The 26,694-nt window shown below is 64.5% G+C and carries 27 protein-coding genes; 13 read left to right on the top strand and 14 right to left on the bottom strand.

The genetic code is table 11. From position 1 onward, the window contains the following. Positions 1-87 precede the first annotated feature (87 nt). From rplU to proB, 4 genes are all read left to right on the top strand, one after another. The gene (gene rplU, locus U4Y88_RS24795) at positions 88-399 is read left to right on the top strand and encodes a 50S ribosomal protein L21 (protein WP_007180329.1); all 312 of its coding nucleotides are present in this window, start codon (positions 88-90) and stop codon (positions 397-399) included. A gap of 26 nt (positions 400-425) precedes the next feature. Further along, positions 426-689, top strand: a complete 264-nt coding sequence (gene rpmA, locus U4Y88_RS24800; RefSeq protein ID WP_065060410.1) for a 50S ribosomal protein L27 — start codon at positions 426-428, stop codon at positions 687-689. Positions 690-914: 225 nt separating this feature from the next. Then, positions 915-2,024, top strand: coding sequence for an Obg family GTPase CgtA (gene cgtA / locus U4Y88_RS24805; protein ID WP_224010200.1), 1,110 nt, complete (start codon positions 915-917; stop codon positions 2,022-2,024). A gap of 85 nt (positions 2,025-2,109) precedes the next feature. After that, positions 2,110-3,228, top strand: coding sequence for a glutamate 5-kinase (gene proB / locus U4Y88_RS24810; protein WP_224010202.1), 1,119 nt, complete (start codon positions 2,110-2,112; stop codon positions 3,226-3,228). A gap of 165 nt (positions 3,229-3,393) precedes the next feature. Here the strand turns inward: proB and U4Y88_RS24815 are convergent, their stop codons facing one another. Then, complete coding sequence (locus tag U4Y88_RS24815) at positions 3,394-3,948, bottom strand: CNP1-like family protein (RefSeq protein ID WP_224010249.1); 555 nt, start codon at positions 3,946-3,948, stop codon at positions 3,394-3,396. A 175-nt stretch (positions 3,949-4,123) separates the two neighbouring features. Next, entirely contained in the window at positions 4,124-4,813 is a 690-nt protein-coding gene (locus U4Y88_RS24820) for an RNA pyrophosphohydrolase (RefSeq protein ID WP_224010203.1), read from the bottom strand. Positions 4,814-5,064: 251 nt separating this feature from the next. Between U4Y88_RS24820 and U4Y88_RS24825 the strand changes: the two genes are divergently transcribed. Both U4Y88_RS24825 and U4Y88_RS24830 read left to right on the top strand, forming a co-directional pair. Then, on the top strand, positions 5,065-6,801 hold the full coding sequence (locus tag U4Y88_RS24825; protein ID WP_321787119.1) for a proline--tRNA ligase: 1,737 nt from the start codon (positions 5,065-5,067) through the stop codon (positions 6,799-6,801). A 41-nt stretch (positions 6,802-6,842) separates the two neighbouring features. Further along, positions 6,843-7,442, top strand: coding sequence for a MarC family protein (locus U4Y88_RS24830; RefSeq protein WP_224010207.1), 600 nt, complete (start codon positions 6,843-6,845; stop codon positions 7,440-7,442). Between the two features lie 86 nt (positions 7,443-7,528). Here U4Y88_RS24830 and U4Y88_RS24835 read toward each other — a convergent pair whose 3' ends face one another. Next, positions 7,529-8,080, bottom strand: coding sequence for a hypoxanthine-guanine phosphoribosyltransferase (locus U4Y88_RS24835; protein ID WP_310631948.1), 552 nt, complete (start codon positions 8,078-8,080; stop codon positions 7,529-7,531). Between the two features lie 157 nt (positions 8,081-8,237). Further along, entirely contained in the window at positions 8,238-9,605 is a 1,368-nt protein-coding gene (gene ffh / locus U4Y88_RS24840; RefSeq protein ID WP_224010211.1) for a signal recognition particle protein, read from the bottom strand. A gap of 126 nt (positions 9,606-9,731) precedes the next feature. Between ffh and U4Y88_RS24845 the strand changes: the two genes are divergently transcribed. The 4 genes from U4Y88_RS24845 (at position 9,732) to U4Y88_RS24860 (ending at position 15,344) form a co-directional block, all read left to right on the top strand. Further along, a complete protein-coding gene (locus tag U4Y88_RS24845) occupies positions 9,732-10,646 on the top strand; it encodes an inner membrane protein YpjD (protein ID WP_224010220.1) in 915 nt (304 codons plus the stop codon). A gap of 108 nt (positions 10,647-10,754) precedes the next feature. Further along, positions 10,755-11,129 carry a PP0621 family protein gene (locus U4Y88_RS24850; RefSeq protein ID WP_321787121.1) on the top strand — a complete coding sequence of 125 codons (375 nt, stop codon included), beginning with the start codon at positions 10,755-10,757 and terminating at the stop codon, positions 11,127-11,129. Positions 11,130-11,173: 44 nt separating this feature from the next. Continuing rightward, positions 11,174-11,764, top strand: a complete 591-nt coding sequence (ampD, locus tag U4Y88_RS24855) for a 1,6-anhydro-N-acetylmuramyl-L-alanine amidase AmpD (protein ID WP_321787263.1) — start codon at positions 11,174-11,176, stop codon at positions 11,762-11,764. Positions 11,765-12,350: 586 nt separating this feature from the next. Beyond that, entirely contained in the window at positions 12,351-15,344 is a 2,994-nt protein-coding gene (locus U4Y88_RS24860) for a ribonucleoside-diphosphate reductase subunit alpha (RefSeq protein WP_321787123.1), read from the top strand. A 185-nt stretch (positions 15,345-15,529) separates the two neighbouring features. Here U4Y88_RS24860 and U4Y88_RS24865 read toward each other — a convergent pair whose 3' ends face one another. Next, positions 15,530-15,793, bottom strand: coding sequence for a hypothetical protein (locus tag U4Y88_RS24865; protein WP_224010226.1), 264 nt, complete (start codon positions 15,791-15,793; stop codon positions 15,530-15,532). Between the two features lie 228 nt (positions 15,794-16,021). Between U4Y88_RS24865 and U4Y88_RS24870 the strand changes: the two genes are divergently transcribed. The 3 genes from U4Y88_RS24870 (at position 16,022) to U4Y88_RS24880 (ending at position 18,247) form a co-directional block, all read left to right on the top strand. Beyond that, on the top strand, positions 16,022-17,245 hold the full coding sequence (locus U4Y88_RS24870) for a ribonucleotide-diphosphate reductase subunit beta (RefSeq protein WP_224010228.1): 1,224 nt from the start codon (positions 16,022-16,024) through the stop codon (positions 17,243-17,245). A gap of 92 nt (positions 17,246-17,337) precedes the next feature. After that, positions 17,338-17,655: a hypothetical protein gene (locus U4Y88_RS24875; protein WP_224010230.1), complete on the top strand. Its 318-nt coding sequence runs from the start codon at positions 17,338-17,340 to the stop codon at positions 17,653-17,655. A gap of 28 nt (positions 17,656-17,683) precedes the next feature. Continuing rightward, complete coding sequence (locus U4Y88_RS24880) at positions 17,684-18,247, top strand: histone H1-like DNA-binding protein (RefSeq protein WP_321787124.1); 564 nt, start codon at positions 17,684-17,686, stop codon at positions 18,245-18,247. A 427-nt stretch (positions 18,248-18,674) separates the two neighbouring features. Here the strand turns inward: U4Y88_RS24880 and U4Y88_RS24885 are convergent, their stop codons facing one another. The 9 genes from U4Y88_RS24885 to U4Y88_RS24925 form a co-directional block, all read right to left on the bottom strand. Then, positions 18,675-19,151 carry a glycine zipper 2TM domain-containing protein gene (locus tag U4Y88_RS24885; protein WP_224010241.1) on the bottom strand — a complete coding sequence of 159 codons (477 nt, stop codon included), beginning with the start codon at positions 19,149-19,151 and terminating at the stop codon, positions 18,675-18,677. A gap of 41 nt (positions 19,152-19,192) precedes the next feature. Next, positions 19,193-20,134: a carbohydrate kinase family protein gene (locus U4Y88_RS24890; RefSeq protein WP_224010243.1), complete on the bottom strand. Its 942-nt coding sequence runs from the start codon at positions 20,132-20,134 to the stop codon at positions 19,193-19,195. 157 nt (positions 20,135-20,291) lie between these two features. Further along, entirely contained in the window at positions 20,292-20,792 is a 501-nt protein-coding gene (gene tpx, locus U4Y88_RS24895; protein ID WP_224010245.1) for a thiol peroxidase, read from the bottom strand. 102 nt (positions 20,793-20,894) lie between these two features. Continuing rightward, a complete protein-coding gene (locus tag U4Y88_RS24900) occupies positions 20,895-22,265 on the bottom strand; it encodes a zinc-ribbon and DUF3426 domain-containing protein (RefSeq protein WP_321787125.1) in 1,371 nt (456 codons plus the stop codon). 151 nt (positions 22,266-22,416) lie between these two features. After that, a complete protein-coding gene (gene prmA, locus U4Y88_RS24905; RefSeq protein ID WP_224018202.1) occupies positions 22,417-23,313 on the bottom strand; it encodes a 50S ribosomal protein L11 methyltransferase in 897 nt (298 codons plus the stop codon). A 3-nt stretch (positions 23,314-23,316) separates the two neighbouring features. Continuing rightward, positions 23,317-24,684 (bottom strand): acetyl-CoA carboxylase biotin carboxylase subunit, encoded by a 1,368-nt coding sequence (gene accC, locus U4Y88_RS24910; RefSeq protein ID WP_224018204.1) that lies wholly within the window; start codon positions 24,682-24,684, stop codon positions 23,317-23,319. 227 nt (positions 24,685-24,911) lie between these two features. Further along, positions 24,912-25,376, bottom strand: coding sequence for an acetyl-CoA carboxylase biotin carboxyl carrier protein (gene accB / locus U4Y88_RS24915; RefSeq protein ID WP_224018206.1), 465 nt, complete (start codon positions 25,374-25,376; stop codon positions 24,912-24,914). Between the two features lie 103 nt (positions 25,377-25,479). After that, positions 25,480-25,932 carry a type II 3-dehydroquinate dehydratase gene (gene aroQ / locus U4Y88_RS24920; RefSeq protein ID WP_224018208.1) on the bottom strand — a complete coding sequence of 151 codons (453 nt, stop codon included), beginning with the start codon at positions 25,930-25,932 and terminating at the stop codon, positions 25,480-25,482. Between the two features lie 194 nt (positions 25,933-26,126). Further along, positions 26,127-26,678, bottom strand: a complete 552-nt coding sequence (locus tag U4Y88_RS24925; protein WP_224018210.1) for a TlpA family protein disulfide reductase — start codon at positions 26,676-26,678, stop codon at positions 26,127-26,129. Positions 26,679-26,694 lie beyond the last annotated feature (16 nt).

Below are 26,694 nucleotides of genomic sequence, written 5' to 3' on the forward strand. Positions count from 1 at the left end.
CTTTTGACCGTGCAGCTAACTCTATGTATAATCTAAGGTTTCGGGCGCGCAGTGCGTCTGAAAAGATATTTTAGAGTGAGGTTCTCAATGTACGCGGTCATAAAAACCGGCGGCAAGCAGTACAAGGTTGCTGTTGGCGAAAAACTTAAAGTAGAACAGATACCGGCTGACATTGACGCAGAAATCACGCTCGACCAGGTTCTCGCAGTGGGCGAAGGCGAATCGATTAAGTTCGGTACGCCGCTGGTCAGTGGGGCTTCCGTCAAGGCCACCGTTGTGTCGCAAGGCCGACACGCCAAAGTGACCATCTTCAAGATGCGTCGCCGGAAGCACTACCAGAAGCATGGCGGCCACCGCCAGAACTACACCGAACTGCGCATCGACGCGATCAACGCGTAAGCGCACGCAGGTAAAGGAGCAAACAAATGGCACACAAAAAGGCAGGCGGGTCGTCACGTAACGGCCGCGACTCAGAGTCGAAACGACTTGGCGTCAAGGTGTTCGGCGGCCAGGCGATCCTCGCAGGCGGCATCATCGTTCGCCAGCGCGGCACGCGTATGCACCCGGGCCTGAACGTCGGCATCGGCAAGGACCACACGCTCTTCGCGCTGGTCGACGGCCATGTCGCGTTCACGACCAAGGGCGCTGCGAACAAGCACACGGTCAACGTCGTTCCGGCAGCGGCCTAAGTTCTAGTCCGCTCGCAATCGACGCAAGGAAGGCCCCGCGAAGTTTGCGGGGCCTTTTGTTTATCTGTTGCTTTATCTGGGTTTCGATCCAGATCGCCAATCACGAACGTGCCTGGCGCCTGTCGGCTTCCACCGGCCATTCGGCCAGGTGGGCAAGCACGGCGACGGCGCGCACAATACATTGGCAAAATAACGACACTCACCGAATACGGGACGGAGTAACGCATGAAGTTCATTGACGAAGCGAAGATCGAAGTCATCGCCGGCGATGGGGGCGATGGCAGCGCGTCGATGCGGCGCGAGAAGTTCGTCCCGTTCGGCGGGCCGGACGGCGGCGACGGCGGGCGAGGCGGCAGCGTCTACGCCGTCGGCGACCGCAATATCAATACGCTGATCGACTACCGCTATACGAAGAAGCATCTGGCGCGCAACGGCGAAAACGGCCGTGGCGCCGACTGCTACGGCAAGGGCGGCGACGACATCACGCTGCGCATGCCGGTCGGCACGGTCATCAGCGACATGGACACGGGCGAGCTGATCGCCGACCTCACCGAGCACGACCAGAGCGTCATGGTCGCGAAGGGCGGCGCGGGCGGCCTCGGCAACCTGCATTTCAAGTCGTCCACGAACCGCGCGCCGCGCCAGAAGACTGACGGCAAGCCCGGCGAGCGCCGCATGCTCAAGCTCGAGCTGAAGGTGCTGGCCGACGTCGGCCTGCTCGGCATGCCGAACGCGGGCAAGTCCACGTTCATTTCCTCGGTCTCGAACGCCAAGCCGAAGATCGCCGACTACCCGTTCACCACGCTCGCGCCGAACCTCGGCGTGGTGCGCGTGGGTCCGAGCAAGAGCTTCGTGATCGCCGACATTCCGGGCCTGATCGAAGGCGCGGCGGAAGGCGCGGGCCTCGGTCACCAGTTCCTGCGCCATCTGCAGCGCACGAACCTGCTGCTGCATCTTGTCGACATGGCGCCGTTCGACGACAGCGTCGACCCGGTCGCGGAAGCGAAAGCCATCGTCGAGGAACTGCGCAAGTACGACGAGACGCTGTTCGACAAGCCGCGCTGGCTCGTGCTCAACAAGCTCGATATGGTGCCGGAAGACGAGCGTGCCGCGCGCATCGCCGACTTCGTGGAACGTTTCGAGTGGGACGGCCCGGTGTTCGAGATTTCGGCGCTCACGGGGCAGGGCTGCGAGAATCTTTGCTACGCGATTTACGACTACGTCTCCGAGCATTCGGACGCGCGTCGCGCCGAGGAAGCGGAAGATCTCGCCTCCGACGTGCGCTTCCGCGGCAGCGAGGGCGCGGCGCCCGACGCCGGTCAGCCGCAGGAGTAATTCGCGGTCATTCGCAGTTCAAGCCGGCGCGCAGGCCGCGCCGGCCGCTTCACGCGTCATCAAGTCAATTGGGAGACCGCGCAGCATGCGTTCCGTCATCGCCGATTCCCGGCGTCTGGTAGTGAAAGTCGGTTCGAGCCTCGTCACCAACGACGGCCGTGGGCTCGATCATGCGGCCATCGGCCGCTGGGCCGCGCAGATCGCGGCGCTGCGCGCGCAGGGCAAGGAAGTCGTGCTCGTGAGTTCGGGCGCGATCGCCGAAGGCATGCAGCGTCTCGGCTGGAGCAAGCGTCCGCGTGAGATCGACGAATTGCAGGCGGCTGCGGCGGTCGGGCAGATGGGGCTCGCGCAGGTCTACGAAAGCCGTTTCTCCGAACACGACATCCGCACGGCGCAGATCCTGCTCACGCATGCCGACCTCGCCGACCGCGAGCGCTATCTGAACGCGCGCTCGACGCTGCTCACGCTGCTGCGTCTGGGCGTCGTGCCGATCATCAACGAGAACGACACCGTGGTCACCGACGAGATCAAGTTCGGCGACAACGACACGCTGGGCGCGCTCGTGGCGAACCTGATCGAAGGCGACGCGCTCGTCATCCTCACCGATCAAAGCGGTCTGTATACGGCCGATCCGCGCAAGGACCCGACCGCGACGCTCGTGCAGGAAGCCGACGCGGGCAAGCCCGAGCTCGAAGCCATGGCGGGCGGCGCGGGGTCGAGCATCGGGCGCGGCGGCATGCTCACCAAGATTCTCGCGGCCAAGCGCGCGGCGCATAGCGGCGCGAACACGGTCATCGCGAGCGGCCGCGAGGAGCAGGTGCTGGTGCGGCTCGCGTCGGGCGAGGCAATCGGCACGCAACTCATCGCGCGCACCGCGCGCATGGCCGCGCGCAAGCAGTGGATGGCCGACCATCTTCAGGTGCGCGGCCACGTGGTGATCGACGACGGTGCGGTGCAGAAGCTCACCGCCGACGGCAAGAGCCTGCTGCCCATCGGCGTGACCGGCGTGCAGGGCGCGTTCGCGCGCGGCGAGGTCATCGCGTGTCTGAACGCCGAAGGCCGCGAGGTCGCGCGCGGGCTCACGAACTACAGCAGCGCCGAAACCAAGCTCATCCAGCGTCACGCGAGCAGCGAGATCGAAGGCGTGCTCGGCTACATGCTGGAGCCCGAGCTGATCCATCGCGACAATCTCGTGCTGATCTGAGCGTCTGCCGCCTGAAGCGGCATCGAGACGCACCAAGACGCACCAAGACGCACCAAGACGAAAAAAAGCCGCAACGGTCATCGACCCTTGCGGCTTTTTTCTTTGCGCCGCCGCTCGGGCGAGCGGCCGGGGCGAAGGATGGTGACGTCTGGCGAGGCGCCGCGATCAGCGCACGAGCGTCGACTGCGTGCGGCCGAAGCGGATGTTCTCGACGATGGTCGAAGCCTTCGCGATCGGCATCTTGTTCGCGCAGAAGTAATCCTGATACAGCGCCGAGCGGTACGCGTTGAGCGTGCCGTTCTCGATGCGCGACCAGTCGTTCGCGACGGTCTGGTCCCAGCCGTTGTGATCGGCGTTCAGGCTCGCGTAGAGACGCCACTCGTAGGTGTCGCAGCGAATGCCTTCGTAGTTGATGTTGCGCGCGCCGCTCTGGCTCGTGATGACGATGGTGTAGCGCACCACGCCGTCGTTGCCCACCGTGAGCGAAGCCGGGTCGATGGCGAACTTGAGCGGCGTGTTGTTCGACACGTCGAACGTCAGCAACTGGGTGCCCGCCTGCGGCAACGCCGGCAATCCTGCGAGCTTGTCTTCCTGCCAGTCGCCCTTGCGGTCGAGCAGATAGGTGAACGCGCTGTCGTCCTTGTTGGTGGGGCCGGAGCTGCCGCAACCGGCCAGCAGGACGCTACTTGCGGCCGCGGCGCACACCGCGGCAAGAGCCATTCGTTTCAAATTGGTTTTCCTTCGATGCTCCGGCGCTGGGCGCACGAATGCGCGGCGCCGCGAATGCGGACCGGCCGATGGCGCGCTGCGCATTTTGCCAGGGGCTTACGCAGCGCGAACAGGGCCGTTCCGGGCGTTCAGTGCGCCGCCACGAGAGATGATTCGCGTGACTGTGTTACTCGTGCTCGTCCGGCGCAGGCACGATGATACTCTCCGCCTCCACCGTGCCGCAGTCGCGCTCCATGACCGCGCGCACCTCGACCACCTCGGTCTCGATGTACGAGGGCTCGATCTGCACCGCCTGGGCGTGCGCCGACGTCACGATGCGCGGGTAGCGCACCTCGTGCATATGCCCGTGCGGACCGGCGCTGCGTTCCACACGCGGCGCAGCGGGCCGCCGCAGAAAACGCGACAGCTCCGTTAGCGCCAGTTGATAGACGTCACGCTTGAACTCGATGACCGCTTCGAGCGGCACCCAGTATTCATTCCAGCGCCACGCATCGAACTCGGGATGCTCCGTTGCCCGCAGGCAGATATCGCAGTCGCGCCCGACCATGCGCAGCAGAAACCAGATCTGTTTCTGACCGCGATAATGGCCGCGCACTTCGCGCTTGATGAACTTGTCCGGCACCTCATAACGCAACCAGTCGCGTGTGCGACCGATGATCTTGACGTGCTCAGGATGCAGACCGGTTTCTTCGTGCAACTCCCTAAACATTGCCTGCATGGGGGTCTCACCATACTTGATGCCCCCTTGCGGAAACTGCCAGGAATGTTCGCGAACCCGTTTGCCCCAAAACACCTCGTTTCGCGCGTTCAAGAGGATGATGCCGACGTTCGGGCGAAACCCCTCACGATCCAGCATACAACCACCTTCGAATCCTTTAAAATTGCTTTGATTATAAACAGATAACGGTCCTCACGCACCCGACGGCCAGAATATCGGACCGATTTGCCGCGATTGCGCAAAAGCGCCCTGGCGGCGCGATCGGCGCCGAACCTGGCGGGCGTCATCGGTGCGGCGCACGGCGCGTTGTCATAATGGCGGTTTCCTGAACTCCACCGTTGGTCTCTCTTCGGGCGGTCCGCACTGGCCGCCGCTTTTGGAAAATCTGAATGAAAGCCTCCCGTTTCTTTATCGGCACCCTGAAGGAAGCGCCGGCTGACGCCGAAATCGTCAGCCACAAGTTGATGGTCCGCGCGGGCATGATCCGCCGCGTCGCGGGCGGCATCTACAACTATCTGCCGATCGGCCTGCGCTCGATCCGCAAGGTCGAGCAGATCGTGCGCGAGGAAATGAACCGCGCGGGCGCCATCGAACTGCTGATGCCGGCGGTGCAGCCGGCCGAGCTCTGGCAGGAATCGGGTCGCTGGGAACAATACGGGCCAGAACTGCTGCGTTTCAAGGACCGTAAGCAAAGCGATTTCGTGATGGGGCCGACGCACGAAGAAGTCGTCACCGACATCGCGCGCAATCAGATCAAGAGCTATCGTCAGTTGCCGGTGAACTTCTATCAGGTGCAGACGAAGTTCCGCGACGAAATCCGTCCCCGTTTCGGCGTGATGCGCGGCCGCGAATTCATCATGAAGGACGCGTATTCGTTCGATAAGGACGTCGACGGCCTGAAGCTCTCGTACCAGAAGATGTACGACGCCTACGTGCGCATCTTCACGCGCCTCGGTCTCGATTTCCGCGCGGTCGTGGCCGACAACGGCTCGATCGGCGGCAGCGGCTCGCACGAATTCCACGTGATCGCGGAAACCGGCGAAGACGACATCGCCTATTGCCCGAGCTCGGAATTCGCCGCCAACGTCGAAGCGACCGACGCGCTGCCGCTGATCGCCACGCGCGGCGCGGCGAGCGAAGCGCTCACGAAGACCTCGACGCCCGGCGCGGCGAAGTGCGAGGCCGTGGCCGAACTGCTCGGCATGCCGCTCGACCGCACCATCAAGTCGATCGTGCTCGCGACGGACAACGAAGGCGCCGAGCCCACCATCTGGCTGCTGATGCTGCGCGGCGACCACTCGCTCAACGAGATCAAGGTCGGCAAGCTCGAAGGCCTGAAGGGTTTCCGCTTCGCGACCGAAGCCGAGATCGTCGAGTGGTTCGGCACGCCGCCGGGCTACCTCGGTCCGCTCAACACGAAGAAGCCGGTCAAGGTGGTCGCCGACTCGACGGTCGCGAACATGAGCGACTTCGTCGTGGGCTCGAACGAAGTGGACTTCCACACGACGGGCGTGAACTGGGGCCGCGATCTGCCGGAACCGGTCGTCGCCGACATCCGCAACGTGCAGAAGGGCGACCCGTCGCCGGACGGCAAGGGCGTGCTCGACATCTGCCGCGGCATCGAAGTGGGCCACGTGTTCCAGTTGGGCACCAAGTACTCGGAAGCGATGAGCGCGACGTACCTCGCCGAAAACGGCAAGCCCGCGCCGATGCAGATGGGCTGCTACGGCATCGGCATCACGCGTATCCTGGGCGCCGCGATCGAGCAGAACTTCGACGACAAGGGCATCATCTGGCCGGAATCGATCGCTCCGTTCCAGGTGGTCGTGTGCCCGATGGGCATGGACCGCAGCGAACTCGTGCGCGAGCACGCCGAGCGCGTCTATAACGAACTGGTCGCAGCGGGCGTGGACGTGATTCTCGACGACCGCGGCGAGCGTCCGGGCGTGATGTTCGCCGACTGGGAACTGATCGGCGTGCCGCATCGTCTCGTGATCGGCGATCGTGGTCTGAAGGACGGCAAGATCGAGTATCAGGGCCGCCGCGACACCGAAGCGACGCTGCTGCCGGCCGAAGAGGCCGCGCAGACGGTGGCGCAGAAGATCGCCGCCGCGCTGGCTGTTTGATGCGCGACGTCGTTCACCTCGGCTAAAGGAGCGCCGCGAGCGTGGAATACAGTTTCCTGTCCGCGACGGTCCTGCTGCTGCTGATCACCGATCCGCTCGGCAACATTCCGTTGTTCATCGGCTGTCTGCGCGGTGTGGCGCGGGAGCGCCGGGCGGTGGTGATCCTGCGCGAAGTGGCGATCGCGTTCGTGATCCTGCTCGTCTTCATGGTGGCCGGCAACGGCTTCCTGCGGATGATGGGGCTCACGGACACGTCGCTGCGCATCGGCGGCGGCATCGTGCTGTTTCTGATCGCGCTGCGCATGATCTTCCCGCATCCGGGCGGTCCGTTCGGCGCGGGCGACAAGGGCGGCGAGCCGCTCATCGTGCCGCTCGCGATTCCCGCGCTCGCGGGGCCGTCGGCGCTCGCGACCGTCATGCTGCTCACGTCGCAGGCGCCGGGCAAGCTGTTCGAGTGGATCGGCGCGCTGATCGTGACGATGGCGATCTGCGCGTTCGTGCTGGTGCTCGCGGAGCGCATCCAGCAACTGCTCGGCGAGCGCGTGGTCACGGCCTTCGAGCGCTTGATGGGCCTCGTGCTGGTGGCGATTTCGGTCGAGATGATCCTCGCGGGCATCGCCGCGTTCGTGCATCACCTCTGACGCCGCGTTCTTCGACAGCAAGCTGTCGCAGGCAACAAAAAAGCCGCTTCGAACGAAGCGGCTTTTTTTATCGGCGTGGCCCGCGCTTACGCGCCTTCGGTCAGCGCGCGAATCGTCGGCAGGTTGCGCCAGTAACCCTTGGCGTCCATGCCGCAGCCGAACACATAGCGGTCCGGCACCGAAAAACCGCAGTAGTCCGGGTGCAGCGGCTTGGCCTTCGGAATGATCTTCTCGCACAGCACGGCCGAGAGGAAGCGCTTCGCGCCCATGTCCATGATGCGGTCGCGGATCGCGGCCATGGTCTCGCCTTCGTCGAGGATGTCGTCGAGCACGAGCACGACGCGGTCCTTGACCGACTCACGCGGCGCCACGCGCCACTGCATTTCCGCGCTGCCCTTGATGGCGTTGCGGTAGCGCGTGAGGTGGATGTAGTCGAACTCGAGCGGGAAGTCGAGGTGCGGCAGCAGCATGCCGGTGAACACGGCCGCGCCGCCCATCACCGACAGCACGAGCGGGAAGTCCTCGCTGACATCGGCGCGAATGGCTTCGGCCATCCGGCCGATCGACGCATTGACATCGCTCTCCGAAACGATTTCTTCGGAGTGGCGGAAAATATGGAGGGCTTCTTCGCGATTCATGACTCTGGCGGGGCAGTGGCTGTAGCTATTCAGTGTGGAAAATAACGACGGCGCGCGCTACAGCAAAAACCCGCGCTTCATTGTCCAGCTCGCGCGCCGCGTCGTGTTGGGCCGCGTGCGCACTACGCCGCGCGGCCCGCCAATCGTGACGATTCGATTAGCGCATGCCGGGCATCATGCCCTTCATGCCGCGCATCATCTTCTGCAGATTGCCGCCCTTGAGCTTCTTCATCATGGTGCGCATCTGGTCGTACTGGTTCAGCAGGCGATTGACTTCCTGCACCTGCACGCCCGCGCCCGCCGCGATACGGCGCTTGCGCGTGGCCTTGATCAGATCGGGCTTGGCGCGCTCCTGCGCGGTCATCGAATTGATGATGCCTTCCATGCGGCGCATCTGCTTTTCGGCGACGCCCATGTCGGCGCCCGAGGCCGCCTGCTGGAACTGCGCGGGCAGCTTGTCCATGAGCGACGAGAGGCCGCCCATTTTCTTCATCTGCGAAAGCTGCGCGCGGAAATCGTTGAGGTCGAAGTCGCCGCCTTTCTTGACCTTGTCGGCGAGCTTCTGCGCGGCTTGCACGTCCACGCCGCGCTGCGCTTCCTCGACGAGGGCGAGAATGTCGCCCATGCCGAGAATACGGTTGGCCATACGGTCGGGGTGGAACACTTCCAGACCGTCGAGCTTTTCCGCGACGCCGACGAACTTGATCGGCTTGCCCGTGATGTGGCGCACGGAGAGCGCCGCGCCGCCGCGCGAGTCGCCGTCGAGCTTGGTGAGCACGACGCCGGTGAGCGGCAGGGCGTCGTTGAACGCCTTCGCGGTGTTGACCGCGTCCTGGCCGAGCATGGCGTCGACCACGAACAGCGTTTCAGCGGGCTTGAGGTACGAGTGCAGCGCGCTGATCTCGTTCATCATGGCCTCGTCGATACCGAGGCGGCCGGCCGTGTCGACGAGCAGCACGTCGTGATAGTGGCGCTTGGCCCAGTCGACCGCCGCAGCGGCGATCTCGACGGGCTTCTGGTCCGGCTGCGAAGGGAAGAAGTCGGCGCCGACCTGTTCCGTCACCGTCTTCAGCTGCGCGATAGCAGCGGGGCGGTAGATGTCGCATGAAACGGTCAGGACCTTCTTTTTGTACTTCTCGCGCAGCAGCTTGGCGAGCTTGCCGGTCGTGGTGGTTTTACCCGCGCCCTGCAAACCGGCCATCAGGATGACGGCGGGCGGCGTGACGTTGAGGTTCAGCTCGGCGGCCTTGCCTTCGTAGTCGCCGCCGATCACGGCGGTCAGCTCGCGCTGCACCACGCCGACGAGCGCCTGGCCCGGCGACAGGCTGCTGATCACTTCCTCGCCGAGCGCCTTTTCCTTCACCTTGGCGATGAATTCGCGCACGACGGGCAGCGCCACGTCCGCTTCCAGCAGCGCGAGACGTACCTCGCGCAGCATGTCCTGCGTATTGGCTTCGGTCAGCCGGGCTTCGCCGCGCAGCGTCTTGACGACGCGCGCCATCCGTTGAGTGAGATTGTCGAGCATGGGGAGGCGGTGAGCAGTGCGGCTCCCGAACGTCGCGCGTGGCGCAGGAATGCGGCAAATTGCCGGGTTCCGTCGCCGCTTTATCACGCTGCGTCGTGGAAAGGGGGCCTATAGTAAACTTCGAACATGGATATTGTACTGTATGCCCTCACCGTGCTCCTGTACGGCGGATTGTGCGCCGCCGACTGGCATGCACTGCGGCGCGCCGGCGCGCCGCCGCTCCTCGGCAGCGTGCCGCCGGTCCCGGTGACGGTCGGCCCGCGCGCGCGCAGCTTCGGCGTGCTCTCGCGCTCGCTGCTGTTCGTCGCGCTCGCGGCGCACGGCGTCTTGCTGCACATGACGATCTTCCCCGCCCACGAGATGATCTTCGGCTTCGCGTTCGCGTTGTCGGCGATGTTCTGGCTCGGCGCGGTGATCTACTGGATCGAGAGCTTTTTCTTCGCGCTCGACGGCCTGCGCCTGCTGCTGCTGCCGCTCGCGGCGCTCGCCGCGATCCTGCCGCTCGTGTTCGGCGGCGTGCGCGTGCTGCCTTACGCCGCCGCGCCGATGTTCAAGCTGCATTTCGTCATCGCCAACGTTGCTTACGGTCTGTTTGCGATCGCTGCGCTGCACGCCGTGCTGATGCTCGCCGTCGAGCGCCGCCTGCACGCGCTCAAGGGCGCGGGTTTTCAGCGCAACGCGGGCAACAAAGGCGGCGGCTGGCTGTCGAACTGGATCGAGACGCTGCCGCCGCTGCTGACGATGGAAAAGCTGCTGTTCCGTCTGATCGGCGCGGGCTTCGTGCTGCTCACGGCCACGCTCGTTTCGGGCATCGTGTTCAGCGAGCAGTTGATCGACCGTCCGCTGTCGCTCGATCACAAGACGGTGTTCGCGTTCCTGTCGTGGCTGATGTTCGGCGCGCTGCTCACCGCGCGCAAGATCTCCGGTTGGCGCGGGCGCTCGGCGCTGCGCTGGGTGATCGCGTCGTTTATCGCGCTGCTGCTCGCGTATGTGGGCAGCCGCTTTGTGTTCGAGGTGCTGCTGCATCGGCAGATCGTTTGACGCCGTGTGAGGCGAGTCGATGCGGTGCGATGTGCTTTCGTTGCCGCGCCATTCCGTGATTGCACCCGAGTCGTGCACGGAGCGGCGCACTGAAACCAGATTGATTCCATGAGACAGATTTTTCTCCTGATCCTGCTGTTCGTCGTCGGGCAGTGGTTCGTCAAGGCGCTGCGCCGTGCGCAGACGCAGTCGCCGCAGTCGCGTCCGGGCGCCGATCCGCGTCAGGCGGGGCAGGGCGGCGCGTGGCGCACGAACGGCGCCAATGGTGCGAACGGTGGCGCCAACGGTTCGAATGGCCCGAACGGTGCGAATGGCGCAAGCGGCCAGGGCGCGTTGCCCGAGCCGATGGTGCGTTGCGCCGAGTGCGGCGTGCACGCGCCGCGCAGCGAGTCGGTGAACGTAGGCGCGCAGTCGTTCTGCAGCGCCGAGCACGCGCGCGTCTACGATGCGCGCAAGTCCGGCCAGGACCGCGCCGCGCGATGAGCGATCACGCGCAGTCTGCTGCATCGCCTGCGTCGTCGTCTGCGTTGACATCGGGTTTCGCGATCGACGCGCAAGGTTGGGCCGATGGCGCGCGCCGCCTGCCGTCGCCGAACTTCGAGGCGCGTCCTGAAGGCGCGACGCCGACGCTCGTCGTCGTGCACAACATCAGCCTGCCGCCCGATACCTTCGGCGGCCCCGAGATCGCCGATTTATTTCTCAATCGCCTCGACTGCGACGCGCATCCGTACTTCGATACGCATCTGCGCGGCGTGCGCGTCTCGGCGCATTTCGTGATCCATCGCGACGGCACGCTCGAACAGTTCGTCTCCTGCGACGAGCGCGCGTGGCACGCGGGCCTCTCGAACTTCTTCGGGCGCGAGCGCTGCAACGACTTCTCGATCGGCATCGAACTCGAAGGCAGCGACACGCAGCCCTTCGAACCCGCGCAATACGCCACGCTCGCGCCGCTCGTGCGCGCGCTCGCGGCGCACTATCCGATCGACGCGCTCGCCGGTCACTCGGACATCGCGCCGGGACGCAAGACCGATCCGGGTCCGCATTTCGACTGGGTGCGTCTGCAGCGCGAGACGCAACTGGGCAACGCGTTCTTTCCCTATCTGCACGCGCGCGCGTGATGTGCGCGCGGCAGTTTCGGCGTCGCCAGCGTCGTCGTGACGCACCGTGACGCGCCAAAGCGCAACTAAACAGTAAGCCTCGGCGACGCGCTAACCGCTGCGTCGCGTGCGGGCTTTCTGACGCAGCGAAACCCTCGTTTCGCCCGAATGCCCGCGCCGTCTGGGCTTCGCGCCAGCGCCTGCCTTGTCAAGACTCCAAGCCGAAAATTAACTCGTTGACCGTCTCGCAAGTTCCACTATACTTCGTACCCGAAGCACGGCTTTACACCATATGTTGTGTTGTTCCGCGGCGCCCCGCTCTCCGAGCACGGCGCCGCACGCATTAGCGGCATAGGAAAAGAACTTTGTGCGGTGCAGTCGGGCGAGAACCGGCGCACCGGCTGTAATCGAGAGAAAAGGTACAGCCAATGATCGCGGCATCCACGATGAAGACCGTCACGCTCTGTGGTTCATCAGCATTGCCGCATCCGGCAGCCTCGCCAGGCTGGCTTTTTGTCTCCGCCCATTCGTCCGCGCACACGGGGGCGCGGCGCCCGTATTAATTCGCGAAATCCTTCGCATATTTCCAGGACCAGGAGCTTTGCACATGCAAACGACCGATAACGTCTCGACCCGGTATGAAGGCGCGCCGGCCGCGCACACGCTGGGTGGTCAGTCGCAGGACGGCCAGGCCAGCGCGGCGCAATACGCCGACCACAAGATCATTCGCCGTAACGGCAGTGTCGTGGGCTTCGAGCCGTCGAAGATCGCCATCGCAATGACCAAGGCGTTCCTGGCCGTCAATGGCGGACAGGGCGCAGCGTCGGCGCGCGTTCGCGAAGTCGTCGAGCAGCTCACGCAGAACGTGGTGCGCGCGCTGGTGCGCAGCCGCCCGAACGGCGGCACGTTCCACATCGAAGACATTCAGGATCAGGTCGAACTCGCGCTGATGCGCGGCGGCGAGCACAACGTCGCGCGTGCCTACGTGCTGTATCGCGAGAAGCGCAACCAGGAACGCGCGCACGCGCCGGAAACGGCAGCGCCCGCTGCGCCTGGCATTAACGTCACCGACAACGGCGTGACGCGTCCGCTCGACATGCACGCACTGCGCGCGCTGATCGTCTCGGCCTGTGAAGGTCTGGGCGACGCCGTGAACGCCGACCCGATCGTCGCGGAAACGGTGAAGAACCTGTACGACGGCGTGCCGATGACGCAGGTCTACGACTCGGCCATCCTCGCCGCCCGCACGATGATCGAAAAGGACCCGGCGTACAGCCAGGTCACGTCGCGGATCCTGCTGCACACGATCCGTCGCGAAATTCTGGAAGAAGAAGTCACGCAAGCCGACATGGCCGTGCGTTACCCCGACTACTTCCCGCAGTTCATCAAGCGCGGCGTCGAAGCAGGCCTGCTCGACGACAAGCTCCAGCAGTTCGACCTCAAGCGTCTGGGCAATGCGCTGAACGCGAACCGCGACCTGCAGTTCGGCTACCTCGGCCTGCAGACGCTGTACGACCGCTACTTCCTGCACGTGCACGGCACGCGCATCGAAATGCCGCAGGCATTCTTCATGCGCGTCGCGATGGGCCTGTCGCTCAACGAGATCGACCGTGAAGCGCGCGCGATCGAGTTCTACAACGTGCTCTCGTCGTTCGACTTCATGTCGTCGACGCCGACGCTGTTCAACTCGGGCACGCACCGCTCGCAGCTCTCGTCGTGCTACCTGACGACGGTCGCCGACGACCTCGACGGCATCTACGAAGCGCTCAAGGACAACGCGCTGCTCTCGAAGTTCGCGGGCGGTCTGGGCAACGACTGGACGCGCGTGCGTGCACTCGGTTCGCACATCAAGGGCACGAACGGCAAGTCGCAAGGCGTGGTCCCGTTCCTGAAGGTCGTGAACGACACGGCCGTCGCGGTCAACCAGGGCGGCAAGCGCAAGGGCGCGGTCTGCGCGTACCTGGAAACGTGGCACCTGGACATCGAAGAATTCCTGGAACTGCGCAAGAACACCGGCGACGATCGCCGCCGCACCCACGACATGAACACGGCGAACTGGATTCCCGATCTGTTCATGAAGCGCGTGATGGAAGGCGGTGACTGGACGCTGTTCTCGCCGTCGACCTGCCCGGATCTGCACGACCTGTTCGGCGCCGATTTCGAAAAGGCTTACGTCGCTTACGAAGAGAAGGCCGCACGCGGCGAGATCAAGCTGTTCAAGAAGCTGCCGGCCGCGCAACTGTGGCGCAAGATGCTGGGCATGCTGTTCGAAACGGGCCACCCGTGGATCACGTTCAAGGATCCGTGCAACGTCCGTTCGCCGCAGCAGCACGTGGGCGTCGTCCACTCGTCGAACCTGTGCACGGAAATCACGCTGAACACCAGCGACAGCGAAATCGCCGTCTGTAACCTGGGCTCGGTGAACCTCGTCGCGCACATGGTCGAACAGGCCGACGGCACGTTCGCGCTCGACCACGAGAAGCTCAAGCGCACCATCAGCGTCGCGATGCGCATGCTCGACAACGTCATCGACATCAACTACTACGCGGTGTCGAAGGCGCGCAACTCGAACCTGAAGCACCGTCCGGTGGGCATGGGCATCATGGGCTTCCAGGACTGCCTGCACGTTCTGCGCACGCCGTTTGCTTCGCAAGAGGCCGTGGAGTTCGCCGACCGCTCGATGGAAGCCGTCTGCTACTACGCGTACTGGGCGTCGACGGAGTTGGCAGCCGAGCGCGGCCGCTACTCGACCTACCGCGGCTCGCTGTGGGATCGCGGCATCCTCCCGCAAGACACGCTCAAGCTGCTCGAGGAAGCACGCGGCGGTTACGTCGAAGTCGACTCGAGCGAGTCGATGGACTGGACGTCGCTGCGCGAGCGCATCGCCACGCACGGCATGCGCAATTCGAACTGCATCGCGATCGCGCCGACCGCGACCATCTCGAACATCATCGGCGTGTCGCCGTGTATCGAGCCGACGTTCCAGAACCTCTATGTGAAGTCGAACCTCTCGGGCGAATTCACGGTGGTGAACGACTACCTCGTGCGTGACCTGAAGTCGCGCGGCCTGTGGGACGAAGTCATGGTCGCCGACCTGAAGTACTTCGACGGCATGCTCTCGCGCATCGACCGCGTGCCGGCCGACCTGCGCGCGGTCTACGCGACGGCGTTCGAAGTCGATCCGACGTGGCTCGTCGAAGCGGCATCGCGTCGTCAGAAGTGGATCGACCAGGCGCAGTCGCTGAACATCTTCATGGCGGGCGCATCGGGCAAGAAGCTCGACGAGATCTACAAGCTCGCATGGCTGCGCGGTCTGAAGACGACGTACTACCTCCGCACGATGGCGGCGACGCACGTCGAGAAGTCGACGGTGGCGCACGGCGCGCTCAACGCAGTGCCGACGGGCGGTTCGAACGGCGGCGGTGCAGCAGGTGGCGCGAACGGCGGTGCGGGTTTCGGCGCGGCCGGCGGCAACGGCGGTTCGGTGATGCAGGCGGCAGCGCCGGAAGCGGCAGTCGAAGCGTCGCCTGAAGCCGAAGGTCCGGTGTGCATGATGCGTCCGGGCGATGCGGGCTTCGAAGAGTGCGAGGCTTGCCAGTAATCGTGATGTGCGTGGCGGCAGCGCAACGGTGCTGCCACGCGACACGCGTCACACGCAGTGAATCGACGCAGTGAATCGACGGCGTGCAGCGAGTACAGACAGTAAACAGTAGTCGATGCCGTCGTCGATGCAAGTCGAAGCAAGTAAAGATGCAAGCGCGGCCCGCGCAATGCGCGCCGCCAGGTTCAGGTGATGGAAAAAAAGGCTTCAGGAATCCCTGGGGTTTTGCCTGAACGCGAAACAGGTCGCGCGAGCCAGAACGCAGCGCGCGGCGCAGCGAACGACAGACCCACGCAGGCAGCGATGTCCGCAGCGCAATAGCAGGTTGGAGTGCAGGTCTGTCGAAGCAGCAGCGAGCGAGTCGTGAAGTGCGTTCGCAGCACGCAGTCGAATGCATCGCGAAGCGATGCGATGCATTCGATGAGGCGCGCGGCGAACCACGTTTTCACACACGCTCTCGATGTCGCGAAGACCCTCGAAGCTCATCGCACATGCGATGTTCGAGCGACGAATACGCGATGCATTCGCACCGCTCACACGCCGCGATCGACACGATGCGATGACAAAGTGTTGTATCGAGGTCGCAACGCGAATCGAAAACAGGATTTTTCGTGTGCGAACCCTTTTATCGCGCATGAAAAGATGGTACAAACCGTTCTAAATTGATGGTGACATTTATGCTCAACTGGGATGACGAGAACACGGCCGTAACTCCGTCGAGCGGTGCGCAGCAGAACGCAATGCGCAACCCCGCTGGCCTGGCTGTCTCTGTTCCCGAAGCGCAGTCCGCACTGCACTTCGCTCCTCAGTCTTCTTCGGCGACCAACATCTTCTCCGCCGACTTCGCAGTCGCACCGCCGCCGCAGGCGCCGGTCTCGACCGAAGCCCGCGTGAATGTCGCCGACAAGCGCATCATCAACGGTCAGACCGACGTGAATCAGTTGGTCCCGTTCAAGTACAAGTGGGCCTGGGAAAAGTACCTGGCCGGTTGTGCGAATCACTGGATGCCGCAGGAAGTGAACATGTCGCGCGACATCGCCCTGTGGAAAGACCCGAATGGTCTGACCGAGGACGAGCGCCGCATCGTGAAGCGCAACCTCGGCTTCTTCGTGACCGCCGACTCCCTCGCCGCCAACAACATCGTGCTCGGTACCTACCGGCACATCACGGCGCCCGAATGCCGCCAGTTCCTGCTGCGCCAGGCATTCGAAGAGGCGATCCACACGCACGCGTACCAGTACATCGTCGAATCGCTCGGTCTGGACGAAGGCGAGATCTTCAATGCGTACCACGAGGTCAAGTCGATCCGCGACAAGGACGAGTTCCTGATCCCGTTCATCACCACGCTGACGGATCCCGCGTTCACGACCGGTACGCTCGAATCCGACCAGACGCTGCTGAAGTCGCTGATCGTGTTCGCCTGCATCATGGAAGGTCTGTTCTTCTATGTGGGCTTCACGCAGATCCTCGCACTCGGCCGCCAGAACAAGATGACCGGCGCCGCCGAGCAGTATCAGTACATTCTGCGCGACGAGTCGATGCACTGTAACTTCGGCATCGACCTGATCAACCAGATCAAGCTCGAGAATCCGCAGCTGTGGACCCCGGCGTTCCGCGCGGAGATCACCGAACTGTTCAAGCAGGCGGTCGACCTCGAGTATCGCTACGCGGAAGACACCATGCCGCGCGGCGTGCTGGGCCTGAACGCATCGATGTTCAAGAGCTATCTGCGCTTCATCTGCAATCGCCGTTGCCAGCAGATCGGTCTCGACGCACTCTTCCCGAACGAAGAAAACCCGTTCCCGTGGATGAGCGAGATGATCGACCTGAAGAAGGAACGCAACTTCTTCGAGACGCGCGTGATCGAATATCAGACGGGCGGTGCGTTGTCCTGGGAGTAATCCGGGCGCACTGCGGCAGTCAGTCTATTGGGGTGGCCGGAGGCCTCGTGCGAGGCCTCGACCGGCATGATGATTAGGAGCAGGAACGCCTGATGCAAAGCGTGCCCGGAGCCCTTGTGGCTCAACCAGGTGCAAGGCACTTTGCGAACCCTTCAGAGGGATGGGCAAACTTCCCCCCGGAAAACGGCGTGGGCCATGTGGCCGGCGCCTTCAACGAACGTTGCCCGGTGTCGGTAGCCGACGCCGGAAAGACTTGGCGCACTGTGTTTTTCAGCACGGTGCGCCTTACCGCATTCATTAGCGTAAGCGCGCGGGATCAGCGTACGCCGATGAATAGCCCGCTTCGAAGCGTGCGCCCTGAGAAGCGTTCGCGGGAAGCGGGTTTTGACGAAGGGTGTAGTTTGAACTGACTCTCATCTGAACCTGAAGGAGAAAAAAATGGCAACTGCCAAGAAGAAGCCGGCGGCCAAGAAAGCCGCAGTGAAGAAGGTTGCAGCCAAGAAGGCAGCACCGGCGAAGAAGGCCGCAGTGAAGAAGGTCGCGGTCAAGAAGGTCGCCGTGAAGAAGGTTGCTGCGAAGAAGGCAGCACCGGCGAAGAAGGCCGCAGCGAAGAAGGTTGCAGCCAAGAAGGTCGCCGTGAAGAAGGTTGCTGCGAAGAAGGCAGCACCGGCGAAGAAGGCCGCAGCGAAGAAAGTTGCCGCCAAGAAAGTCGCGGTGAAGAAGGTCGCAGCGAAGAAGGCTGTTGCCAAGAAGGCGCCGGCGAAGAAGGCCGCTGCTGCCAAGAAGGCTGCGCCTGCGAAGAAGGCTGCTGCCAAGAAGGCCGCGCCTGCGAAGAAGGCTGCGCCTGCCAAGAAGGCTGCCGCGAAGAAGGCTGCCAAGAAGGCGCCTGCGAAGGCTGCCGCTGCTGCGCCTGCTGCGCAACCGGCTGCGCCCGCTGCAACCGTGAAGACGGCGCTGAACCCGGCTGCTGCATGGCCGTTCCCGACGGGCAGCCGCCCGTAAGCTGTACGAGTCGAAGCGCGCGCGGGTCAGCAAGAACGCGCGCTTCGTTGATCGAGCGCCGCCGCGCGACTTGTGCGTTTTGCACGACCGCCGGCGGTGAGCAAGACTCGATCCCAATCCCGTCGACGGATGATTCGCGACGGGATTTTTTTCGTCCGCGCGTTCTGTCGTGGTGATGTATCGATGGTGTATCGACGTCGTGCGCCGCTGCGTTTCGCGCGCGCATGAAAAAAGGCGCATGCACAGGGGAGCACATGCGCCTGAGGTTCCGCAACGAGCACAAGGCACCGTGCGGTACAGGGGAAACCGGTCAATCAATTCATCGTCGAGCGGGCGCGCGTGGCGCGCCGTCTCGTGCAACTCAAGTGCGACTCGTGTGCAGCTAAAGTGCGACTGATGCGTTAGTGCGTATCGTCCGTGCGTATCGTCAGTGCGTAACCCGCGTCACGCCGCCGCTCGAAAGCAGGCGCACGCGCTCGCCGGCCTGGAACACCTCGCCGGTGGACGCTTGCGTGATGGCGCGATAGTCGCCGTTATCCAGACGCACGGTGATCTCGAGGCCATTGTGCATCGCTACGCCGTTCTCCACCGCATTACCGGCCACCGCACCCGCGATGCCGCCGATGATGCCCGTGACGATCGAGCCGCGGCCGCCGCCGATCGCGCTGCCCGCCACGGCGCCCAGCGCGCCGCCGCCGACTGCGCCCAGACCGCTGGGCTGGCCGTTGTTCGAGCTGATCTTCACCGCACGCACGCTTTCCACCGTGGCCATGCGCACCGTGGATTCGCGCTGTGCTTGCGAAGCCGTGTAGACGTCGGCGGAACTGCTGTTATACGCACAACCCGTCATGGCGAGCGTACCCGCGACCATGACGGCCACAATCAGACGACTTGTTGTTCTCATTTCCCGTAGCTCCAATGAGCGCCGCCTGGCGGCGCCCGACTTCATTGCGGCAGTTCGTAGCCGAATGCCGCCTTGAAACGTTCGTTGATCTGCGCCCGAGTGGGCGCGTAGTTCTGCGGCCCTTGATGTTCGATCTTGAGCGCGCCCATCAGGCTCGCGAGACGCCCGGTGGTGGCCCAGCCGAGCTTGTTCTCGATGCCGTAGAGGAGGCCGCCGCGGAACGCGTCGCCGCAACCGGTCGGATCGAGTACCTGCTGCGCCTGCACCGGGGGAATTTCCTCGATGGCGCCGCCATGGTAGATCTGCGAGCCGTGTTCGCCGCGCGTGACGATCAGCGCGTCGACCTTGCTGGCGATTTCCTCGAACGACCAGCCGGTGCGATGGCTCACAAGGTTGGCTTCGTAATCGTTGACCGCAACATAGGTGGCAAGTTCAATCGCGCGACGCAGCGACGCACCATCGAACAGCGGCAGACCCTGGCCCGGATCAAAGACAAACGGGATGCCTGCCTTCGCGAATTGTTCGACGTGCTGGACCATGCCGTCGAAGCCGTCCGGCGCGACGATGCCGAGCTTGACGCCCGGCGCCTCGTCGGCGCGGTTCAGATGCGATTGCATCATCGCGCCCGGGTGGAACGCGGTGATCTGGTTGTTCTCGAGGTCGGTGGTGATCATCGCCTGCGCCGACCATGTGTCGGGCAGCACGCGCACGTGCGCCTTGTTCAGGCCGAGCGTGTCGAGGCGGTCGATGTACGGTTGCGCGTCGGCGCCGCCGAGCGTCGCCATGATGCGCGCGTCGCCGCCCAGCAGGTGCAGCGAGTAAGCGATGTTGCCCGCGCAGCCGCCGAATTCGCGACGCATCGTCGGCACGAGGAAACTCACGTTCAGGATGTGCACCTGCTCGGGCAGGATGTGCTCCCGAAAGCGACCTTCGAAGGTCATGATGTTGTCGTAGGCGAGCGAGCCGCAGATCAGCGTAGCCAAGGCGGGAATTCCTGTAGTGCGTGGTGTGGATGGGGCGGCGCTTGCGCGTGGTTGCGTCTCGCTTGTCGGTCCGTCCCGGCCCGCGCGCGCAGCGCGTCGATCCCTCGGGATCTGGCTGCGCGCGAGCGGGCCGTAGCGGGCGCGCCGCCGCCGGGGATTACTTCAGTGCGGCGAGCGCGGCGTCGTAGTTCGGCTCGTTCTTGATTTCGCTGACGCGCTCGGCGTAGACGACGTTGTCGTTCGCGTCGAGCACGACCACGGCGCGCGCCGTGAGGCCGGTCAGCGGGCCGCTCGTGACGTCCACGCCGTAGGCTTGCGCGAATTCATGGCCGCGGAAGGTCGACGCCGTGACGACGTTTTCGATGCCTTCGGTCGTGCAGAAGCGCGTCGCGGCGAACGGCAGGTCGCCCGAGATCACGAGCACAGCCGTGTTGTCGAGCTTGGCGGCGGCTTCGTTGAACTTGCGCGTCGAGGTGGCGCAGGTCGGCGTGTCGAGGCTCGGCACGATGTTCAGCACCTTGCGCTTGCCGGCGAAGTCGCCGAGCGAGACGGGCTTGAGATCCTTGCCGACGAGCGAGAACGCCGGGGCCTTCTGGCCCGGTGCCGGGAACGTGCCGGCGACGTCGATCGGGTTACCGCCTAGCGTGACTTGACTCATGATGTGCTCTCCGGATTCTGACTGTAGTGGTGAGTGACGCGTCCGGCGAGGCCGGACGCAAGGTGCGCGCGCCCGCGCGAAGGGCAGGCGCTGACGCGTGATTTACGGGTAGAAAATCTCGATGCGGAAATTCGACGCGACGACATTGCCGGTGTCCAGGCGCACGATCATCGTCTGCGTGCTGTGCGCGGGCAGACCGGCTTCGATGCGCGTGCCGGGCGCGGCGTAATCCTGCGGCCACAGCACGCGGCGCACGACGACGTTGTTCTGGCGGTCGAGCAGCGTGAGTTCGAGCGCCGGATACGCGAGCGCGATGTCGAAGCGGTTGCGCAGCGGCACCTTCAGTTCGAGATGATGCGGGTCGTCCACCTGACGCAGATCGGACTGCTGCACTTCGAGTCCGTCGATATCGCGCGGCGGGCTGATGCGGCAGCCGAGCTGCGCGCAGGCCTGCTGATAGAGCGGCTGCGAAGCGGGGACGTAGACCATCACGCTTTCACGTTGCCACCAGAGCAGTTGCGCGGCGAGCACCACGAGCAGCAGGAGCGCGATCAGCGCGCCGACGATGCGCCAGCCTAGGCGGCGCGGCGGTTGCGTGGGCGCTTCGCGCGTCACGGCGAAGGGCTCGCTGCCCTCGCGCGGTTCGAGCGCGGAAAAGGCGGGCGCGGTGGCGGCAGCGGTTGCTTTGGCGCGCGGCGACAGCGACGGTTCGGGATCGGCGGCGAAGGGCGCGGCGGCGGCGTGCGATGCCAGCGAGGGCTCGACGGGCGCGCTCGCGGCCGGGTTGGACGAGGCGAGTCCGGGCTCGGCGCGCGTCCAGCGCGTGGCGGGCGGGAACGGTTCGGCGGCTTCGGGTGCGGATGCCGCAGCGGCCTGTGCTGCCGGTGCAGTTTGCTCAGGCGGAAACTCGCGCGGCAGATACGGCTCGCTAGCCTCGTCCGTGTTTTTCAGTTCGACACCGGGCGTGACGCCGGGCGTCGCGCCTGGCGCAATGCCGGCACGCGGCAGATTCTGCGCGTTGTACTGAAGATGCGGATCGATGCGGCTGTCGGGGACCGGCGCCCACGGATTCCAGCCGGGATTGGCGAAGTCGGGCGCGTGCTGCGCGTTGGGTTCCTGAGCGGCGAAGTTTGCGGCGGGCGCATCCGGCTGCGTCCATGCCTGTGCGTGCGGCTGGTCTTGCGCAACCGGCGGCGCCGCTTCGCTCACGGGCGCTGAGGCAGGCGCGGAAACCGCCGCCGCAGCCGTGGACGCCTGCGACGAACCCGGCGAGGCCAGGCTCGCGGCGATATCGGCGGCAACGGGGACGGCCTGCGAGAAGTCGCCGTTTTCGGGGACCTCGTAGAGGCTGCCCGATGCGTCGAACGCTTCCTGGCAATGGCCGCAGCGCACGAGGCCGCGGCGCGCGGCGAGGTGTGCGGGCTGGATTCGGAAGACGGTTTCGCAGAAGGGACAGCGCGTTGCCAGGAGCATGAGTGCCGTGGAACCGGAAGGTTGGCGATACCCGTCATTCTACTGGCAATCCACGGCGCCCTACGACTCCAGGCCAGACGCGTGGGGCACGATCAGACGCGATGCGTGCTTCATGCGTGCTTGATACACACGCATGAAGCATGTGAAGCGCTTACGCGCGGCGCGTGCCGGCGAGGCAGACCCAGCCTTCGTGCTCGCGCCAGACCGAGATGTCGATCCAGCGTTCGTAGACCTGCGCGACTTCCTCGGCTTGACGCGCGAGGATGCCCGAGAGCGCGAGGCGGCCGCCCGGCTTCACGCGCGACGAAAGCATCGACGCCATCAGCTTGAGCGGATTCGACAGAATATTGGCGACGACGATATCGAACTCGCCCGCCTGGAGATCGTCGGGCAGGCCATAAGTGACGTTCGCGCGATTGCGTTCGCTGTTATGGCGCGCCGACTCGACCGCCTGCGGATCGATGTCGATGCCGATCACCGGATTCGCGCCGCACTTCTGCGCGAGGATCGCGAGAATGCCCGAGCCGCAGCCGTAGTCGAGCAACGAGTTGCCCGGCTGCACGTGCTGCTCCAGCCACTCCATGCACAGACGCGTGGTGGGGTGGCTGCCGGTGCCGAACGCGAGGCCCGGATCGAGTTCGAGTACGAGCGCCGCAGGATCGGGCGCATCGTGCCACGAGGGCACGACCCAGATGCGCTGGCCGATCTGAATCGGATCGAACTGCGACTGCGTGAGCCGCACCCAATCCTGTTCCTCGACTTCGCGCAGCGCGAACTTCGGCAGCTCGGCGAGACCGAGCTCGTTCGACGCGGCCGCGAGCAGCACCGCGGGATCCTGATCGTCGCCGATCAGCGCGATCACGCGCGAATGCTGCCACGCGGTGCGCTCGGGCGTGAGGCCCGGCTCGCCGAAAAGCGGCTGCTCGTCGGGCGTGTCGGCGTCGGCGTCTTCGACCGACACCGAGAGGGCGCCGAGTTCGAGCAGCGCGTCGGAGAGTTCCTCCGCGCGGTCGCGCTCAAGCTCGACGATCAGTTCCCGGTAGCTCATGAATTACGCTTCGTCCTTCTTCACTGCCTGGCGCTCGGCCAGACGGCTTTCGAGGTAGTGAATGCTCGTGCCGCCTTCGACGAACTTGGCATCGAGCATCAACTCGCGGTGCAGCGGAATGTTGGTCGAGATGCCTTCGACGACCATTTCCGACAGCGCGATACGCATGCGCTGGATCGCCTGCTCGCGCGTCGCGCCGTAGGTGATCAGCTTGCCGATCATCGAATCATAGTTCGGCGGCACGAAATAGCCATTGTAGGCATGCGAGTCGACGCGCACGCCAGGACCGCCCGGCATGTGCCACGAGGTCAGACGGCCCGGCGACGGCGTGAACTTGAACGGATCTTCCGCGTTGATACGGCACTCGATCGAGTGACCCTTCAGCTGGATGTCACGCTGGCGGAACGCGAGCTTCTCGCCCGCCGCGATGCGGATCTGTTCCTGCACGATATCGATGCCGGTGATCTGCTCGGTGACCGGGTGCTCGACCTGCACGCGCGTGTTCATTTCGATGAAGTAGAACTCGCCGTTTTCGTACAGGAATTCGAACGTGCCCGCGCCGAGGTAGCCCATCTTCTTGCAGGCGTCGGCGCAACGGTCGCCGATGCGGTCGAGCAGGCGGCGCGCGATGCCCGGCGCCGGCGCTTCCTCGATCACCTTCTGGTGGCGGCGCTGCATCGAGCAGTCGCGCTCGCCGAGCCACACGGCGTTCTTGTGCGAGTCCGCGAGAATCTGAATTTCGATGTGACGCGGATTCTCGAGGTACTTCTCCATGTAGACCTGCGGGTTGCCGAACGCGCGGCCCGCTTCTTCGCGGGTCATGTTGACCGCGTTCACGAGCGCCGCTTCCGTGTGCACGACACGCATGCCGCGACCGCCGCCGCCGCCCGAAGCCTTGATGATGACCGGGTAGCCGATCGTGCGCGCAATCTTCACGATTTCTTTCGGATCGTCCGGCAGCGCGCCTTCCGAGCCCGGCACGCAGGGCACGCCGGTCTTGATCATCGTCTGCTTCGCCGTGACCTTGTCGCCCATCATGCGGATGGTTTCCGGACGCGGGCCGATGAAGGTGAAGCCCGACTGTTCGACGCGCTCGGCGAAGTCGGCGTTTTCCGAGAGGAAGCCGTAGCCGGGGTGGATCGCTTCGGCGTCGGTGACTTCGGCCGCGCTGATGAGCGCCGGCATATTCAGGTAGCTCAGGTTCGAAGGCGCCGGGCCGATACAGACCGCCTCGTCGGCGAGCTTCACGTACTTGGCTTCCTTGTCGGCTTCCGAATAGACGACGACCGTCTTGACGCCGAGTTCGCGGCACGCGCGCTGGATGCGGAGCGCGATTTCGCCACGATTGGCAATGAGGATTTTTTCAAACATGGTGGGTATTCGACTCATCAATGGGCGCCGCAGGACGAAGCGAGCGAGCTGCCTTCGAGTATCGGTCGCGCTTGCGCCGCGTTGCTGCGTTGCGGTGGCCAGTGCATCTGCTTGCCTGGCACCGAACGCGCAGCGGCGGCGCTAGCGGAAGGGCGCTCGTGCGGCGGATGTGGTCTCTGTCGACCCGATGCCGCGCGGCGCGCCGGCCGTTCTTGCGTGTGGCGCGCTTACGCGACCACGAAGAGCGGCTGGCCGTATTCGACTGCCTGGCCGTTCTCGACGAGGATTTCCTTGACCACGCCGGCGACGTCCGATTCGATCTCGTTGAGCAGCTTCATCGCTTCGATGATGCACAGCGTCTGGCCTTCCTTGACCGTGTCGCCAACCTGGACGAACGGGTCGGCGCCCGGCGACGGCGCGCGGTAGAACGTGCCGACCATCGGCGACGTCACCACGTGGCCTTGCGGCACGGCGGGCGCGGCGGCTGCGGCCGGCGCTGCGGCTTCACCAACGTGGGCCGGCGCGATCGGCGCGCCCATCGCCGGTGCGGCGAATTGCGCGGTCGGCTGCACGTAAACCGGCGGCGCGTTCTTGACGATGCGCACCTTGCCTTCGCCCTCGGTCACTTCGAGCTCCGAGATGCCCGATTCGGAGACGAGGTCGATCAGAGTCTTCAGCTTACGTAGATCCATGGTGCAGCCCCTTTGCTTTGCATACGTGAGGTGCCGGGGCGCAAGCGTCCCGGCACGGGATTGGTGTTGTCTTTCAGAGTGCGTCGGTCATCCGGCGCAGGAATCAGGCCGCCGGACGGGCAGCGAGCCGGTCCAGCGCGTACTCGAGCGCGTAGAGATAACCCTTCCAGCCGAGGCCGCAGATCACACCTTCGGCCTGGTCGGAAAAATACGAGTGATGCCGGAAGGCTTCGCGGCGATGCACGTTCGACAGATGAATCTCGACGAACGGGATGCCCACGCCTGCCAGCGCATCCCGGATAGCCACGCTGGTGTGCGTGTACGCAGCCGGGTTGATCAGGATGAAATCCGTTTGTTCCGTGCGGGCCGCCTGGATGCGGTCCACCAGCGCGCCTTCGTGGTTGCTCTGGAACGTCGCCAGCTCCACGCCGGCGTCGGCGGCACGGTCGGCGAGCGCCTGGTCGATCTGCGGCAGCGTCACGCGCCCATAGACCTCCGGTTCCCGGGTGCCGAGAAGATTGAGGTTGGGGCCGTGCAGAACCAGCAGTCGCGTCATGGTCGCTTCTTTTTCCGTGGAATTGCGCGAACTTTAGCGCCGATTAGAGAAATTTGTCTAGTTTTCCAAACAGCAGATAAGGCCCTCTGTTCGCCGAATTGCTTTCGCAAGCAGCGATCTTCAGCCAAATGCGCCAATTTTCACGACAAATTGCACCGTACGGCCGTTAAGCTCCGGCCATTTGTTCCACCGCGTCAAAGTGCGTCGAGCGTGCGGCGAAGTTCGTCCGGTTTGATTTGGCCTAATTTTGTCGCACGAACGGCGCCGTTGGCGTCGATTACCACCGTGTAAGGAAGTCCGCCCGCGTTGTTTCCGAACGCGCGCGCCACGTCCGCGCCGCCGAATCCGGCGATGTAGATCGGGTAGGCGACCGGCACTTTCTTGAGGAAAGTCTTGATGTTCGCCGCCGAATCGACGCCGAGACCGACGAACTGAATGCCCTTCTTCGCGTATTCGCGATGCAGCGCCGACAGCTCCGGCATCTCCTCGACGCAGGGACCGCACCACGAGGCCCAGAAGTTGACCACGATCGGGTGGCCCTTATAGATGGAGAGCGACTGCGGCTTGCCGTCGGGCGTGGTCACGGCCGCCGACCAGAGCTGGTCGACCGCGTTCTGCTTGCCCGTCACCGACGCCGCGTCGGCGACTCCGGCGCTGCCGCTGCTCGCATAATGTCCCGCCAGAATGCCGCCCCCGGCTGCCACCGCCGCCACTGCGACGCCGGCCAGAATCCGTTTCGTGTTCATTGCTGCGCTCAAGCTC

Source organism: Paraburkholderia sp. J94 (assembly GCF_905220285.1).
In the GTDB taxonomy this organism is placed as follows: domain Bacteria; phylum Pseudomonadota; class Gammaproteobacteria; order Burkholderiales; family Burkholderiaceae; genus Paraburkholderia; species Paraburkholderia tropica_A.

Bases quoted from the DNA above. Each gene is read 5' to 3' on its own strand.
- U4Y88_RS24870 (WP_224010228.1), top strand. From the start codon at position 16,022: ATGCTCAACTGGGATGACGAGAACACGGCCGTAACTCCGTCGAGCGGT.
- rpmA (WP_065060410.1), top strand. From the start codon at position 426: ATGGCACACAAAAAGGCAGGCGGGTCGTCACGTAACGGCCGCGACTCA.
- U4Y88_RS24860 (WP_321787123.1), top strand. From the start codon at position 12,351: ATGCAAACGACCGATAACGTCTCGACCCGGTATGAAGGCGCGCCGGCC.
- U4Y88_RS24875 (WP_224010230.1), top strand. From the start codon at position 17,338: ATGCAAAGCGTGCCCGGAGCCCTTGTGGCTCAACCAGGTGCAAGGCAC.
- U4Y88_RS24845 (WP_224010220.1), top strand. From the start codon at position 9,732: ATGGATATTGTACTGTATGCCCTCACCGTGCTCCTGTACGGCGGATTG.
- cgtA (WP_224010200.1), top strand. From the start codon at position 915: ATGAAGTTCATTGACGAAGCGAAGATCGAAGTCATCGCCGGCGATGGG.
- aroQ (WP_224018208.1), bottom strand. From the start codon at position 25,932: ATGACGCGACTGCTGGTTCTGCACGGCCCCAACCTCAATCTTCTCGGC.
- tpx (WP_224010245.1), bottom strand. From the start codon at position 20,792: ATGAGTCAAGTCACGCTAGGCGGTAACCCGATCGACGTCGCCGGCACG.
- U4Y88_RS24815 (WP_224010249.1), bottom strand. From the start codon at position 3,948: ATGGCTCTTGCCGCGGTGTGCGCCGCGGCCGCAAGTAGCGTCCTGCTG.
- U4Y88_RS24880 (WP_321787124.1), top strand. From the start codon at position 17,684: ATGGCAACTGCCAAGAAGAAGCCGGCGGCCAAGAAAGCCGCAGTGAAG.
- U4Y88_RS24825 (WP_321787119.1), top strand. From the start codon at position 5,065: ATGAAAGCCTCCCGTTTCTTTATCGGCACCCTGAAGGAAGCGCCGGCT.
- U4Y88_RS24900 (WP_321787125.1), bottom strand. From the start codon at position 22,265: ATGCTCCTGGCAACGCGCTGTCCCTTCTGCGAAACCGTCTTCCGAATC.
- U4Y88_RS24820 (WP_224010203.1), bottom strand. From the start codon at position 4,813: ATGCTGGATCGTGAGGGGTTTCGCCCGAACGTCGGCATCATCCTCTTG.
- U4Y88_RS24925 (WP_224018210.1), bottom strand. From the start codon at position 26,678: ATGAACACGAAACGGATTCTGGCCGGCGTCGCAGTGGCGGCGGTGGCA.
- U4Y88_RS24850 (WP_321787121.1), top strand. From the start codon at position 10,755: ATGAGACAGATTTTTCTCCTGATCCTGCTGTTCGTCGTCGGGCAGTGG.
- U4Y88_RS24885 (WP_224010241.1), bottom strand. From the start codon at position 19,151: ATGAGAACAACAAGTCGTCTGATTGTGGCCGTCATGGTCGCGGGTACG.
- rplU (WP_007180329.1), top strand. From the start codon at position 88: ATGTACGCGGTCATAAAAACCGGCGGCAAGCAGTACAAGGTTGCTGTT.
- accC (WP_224018204.1), bottom strand. From the start codon at position 24,684: ATGTTTGAAAAAATCCTCATTGCCAATCGTGGCGAAATCGCGCTCCGC.
- ffh (WP_224010211.1), bottom strand. From the start codon at position 9,605: ATGCTCGACAATCTCACTCAACGGATGGCGCGCGTCGTCAAGACGCTG.
- U4Y88_RS24835 (WP_310631948.1), bottom strand. From the start codon at position 8,080: ATGAATCGCGAAGAAGCCCTCCATATTTTCCGCCACTCCGAAGAAATC.
- proB (WP_224010202.1), top strand. From the start codon at position 2,110: ATGCGTTCCGTCATCGCCGATTCCCGGCGTCTGGTAGTGAAAGTCGGT.
- prmA (WP_224018202.1), bottom strand. From the start codon at position 23,313: ATGAGCTACCGGGAACTGATCGTCGAGCTTGAGCGCGACCGCGCGGAG.
- accB (WP_224018206.1), bottom strand. From the start codon at position 25,376: ATGGATCTACGTAAGCTGAAGACTCTGATCGACCTCGTCTCCGAATCG.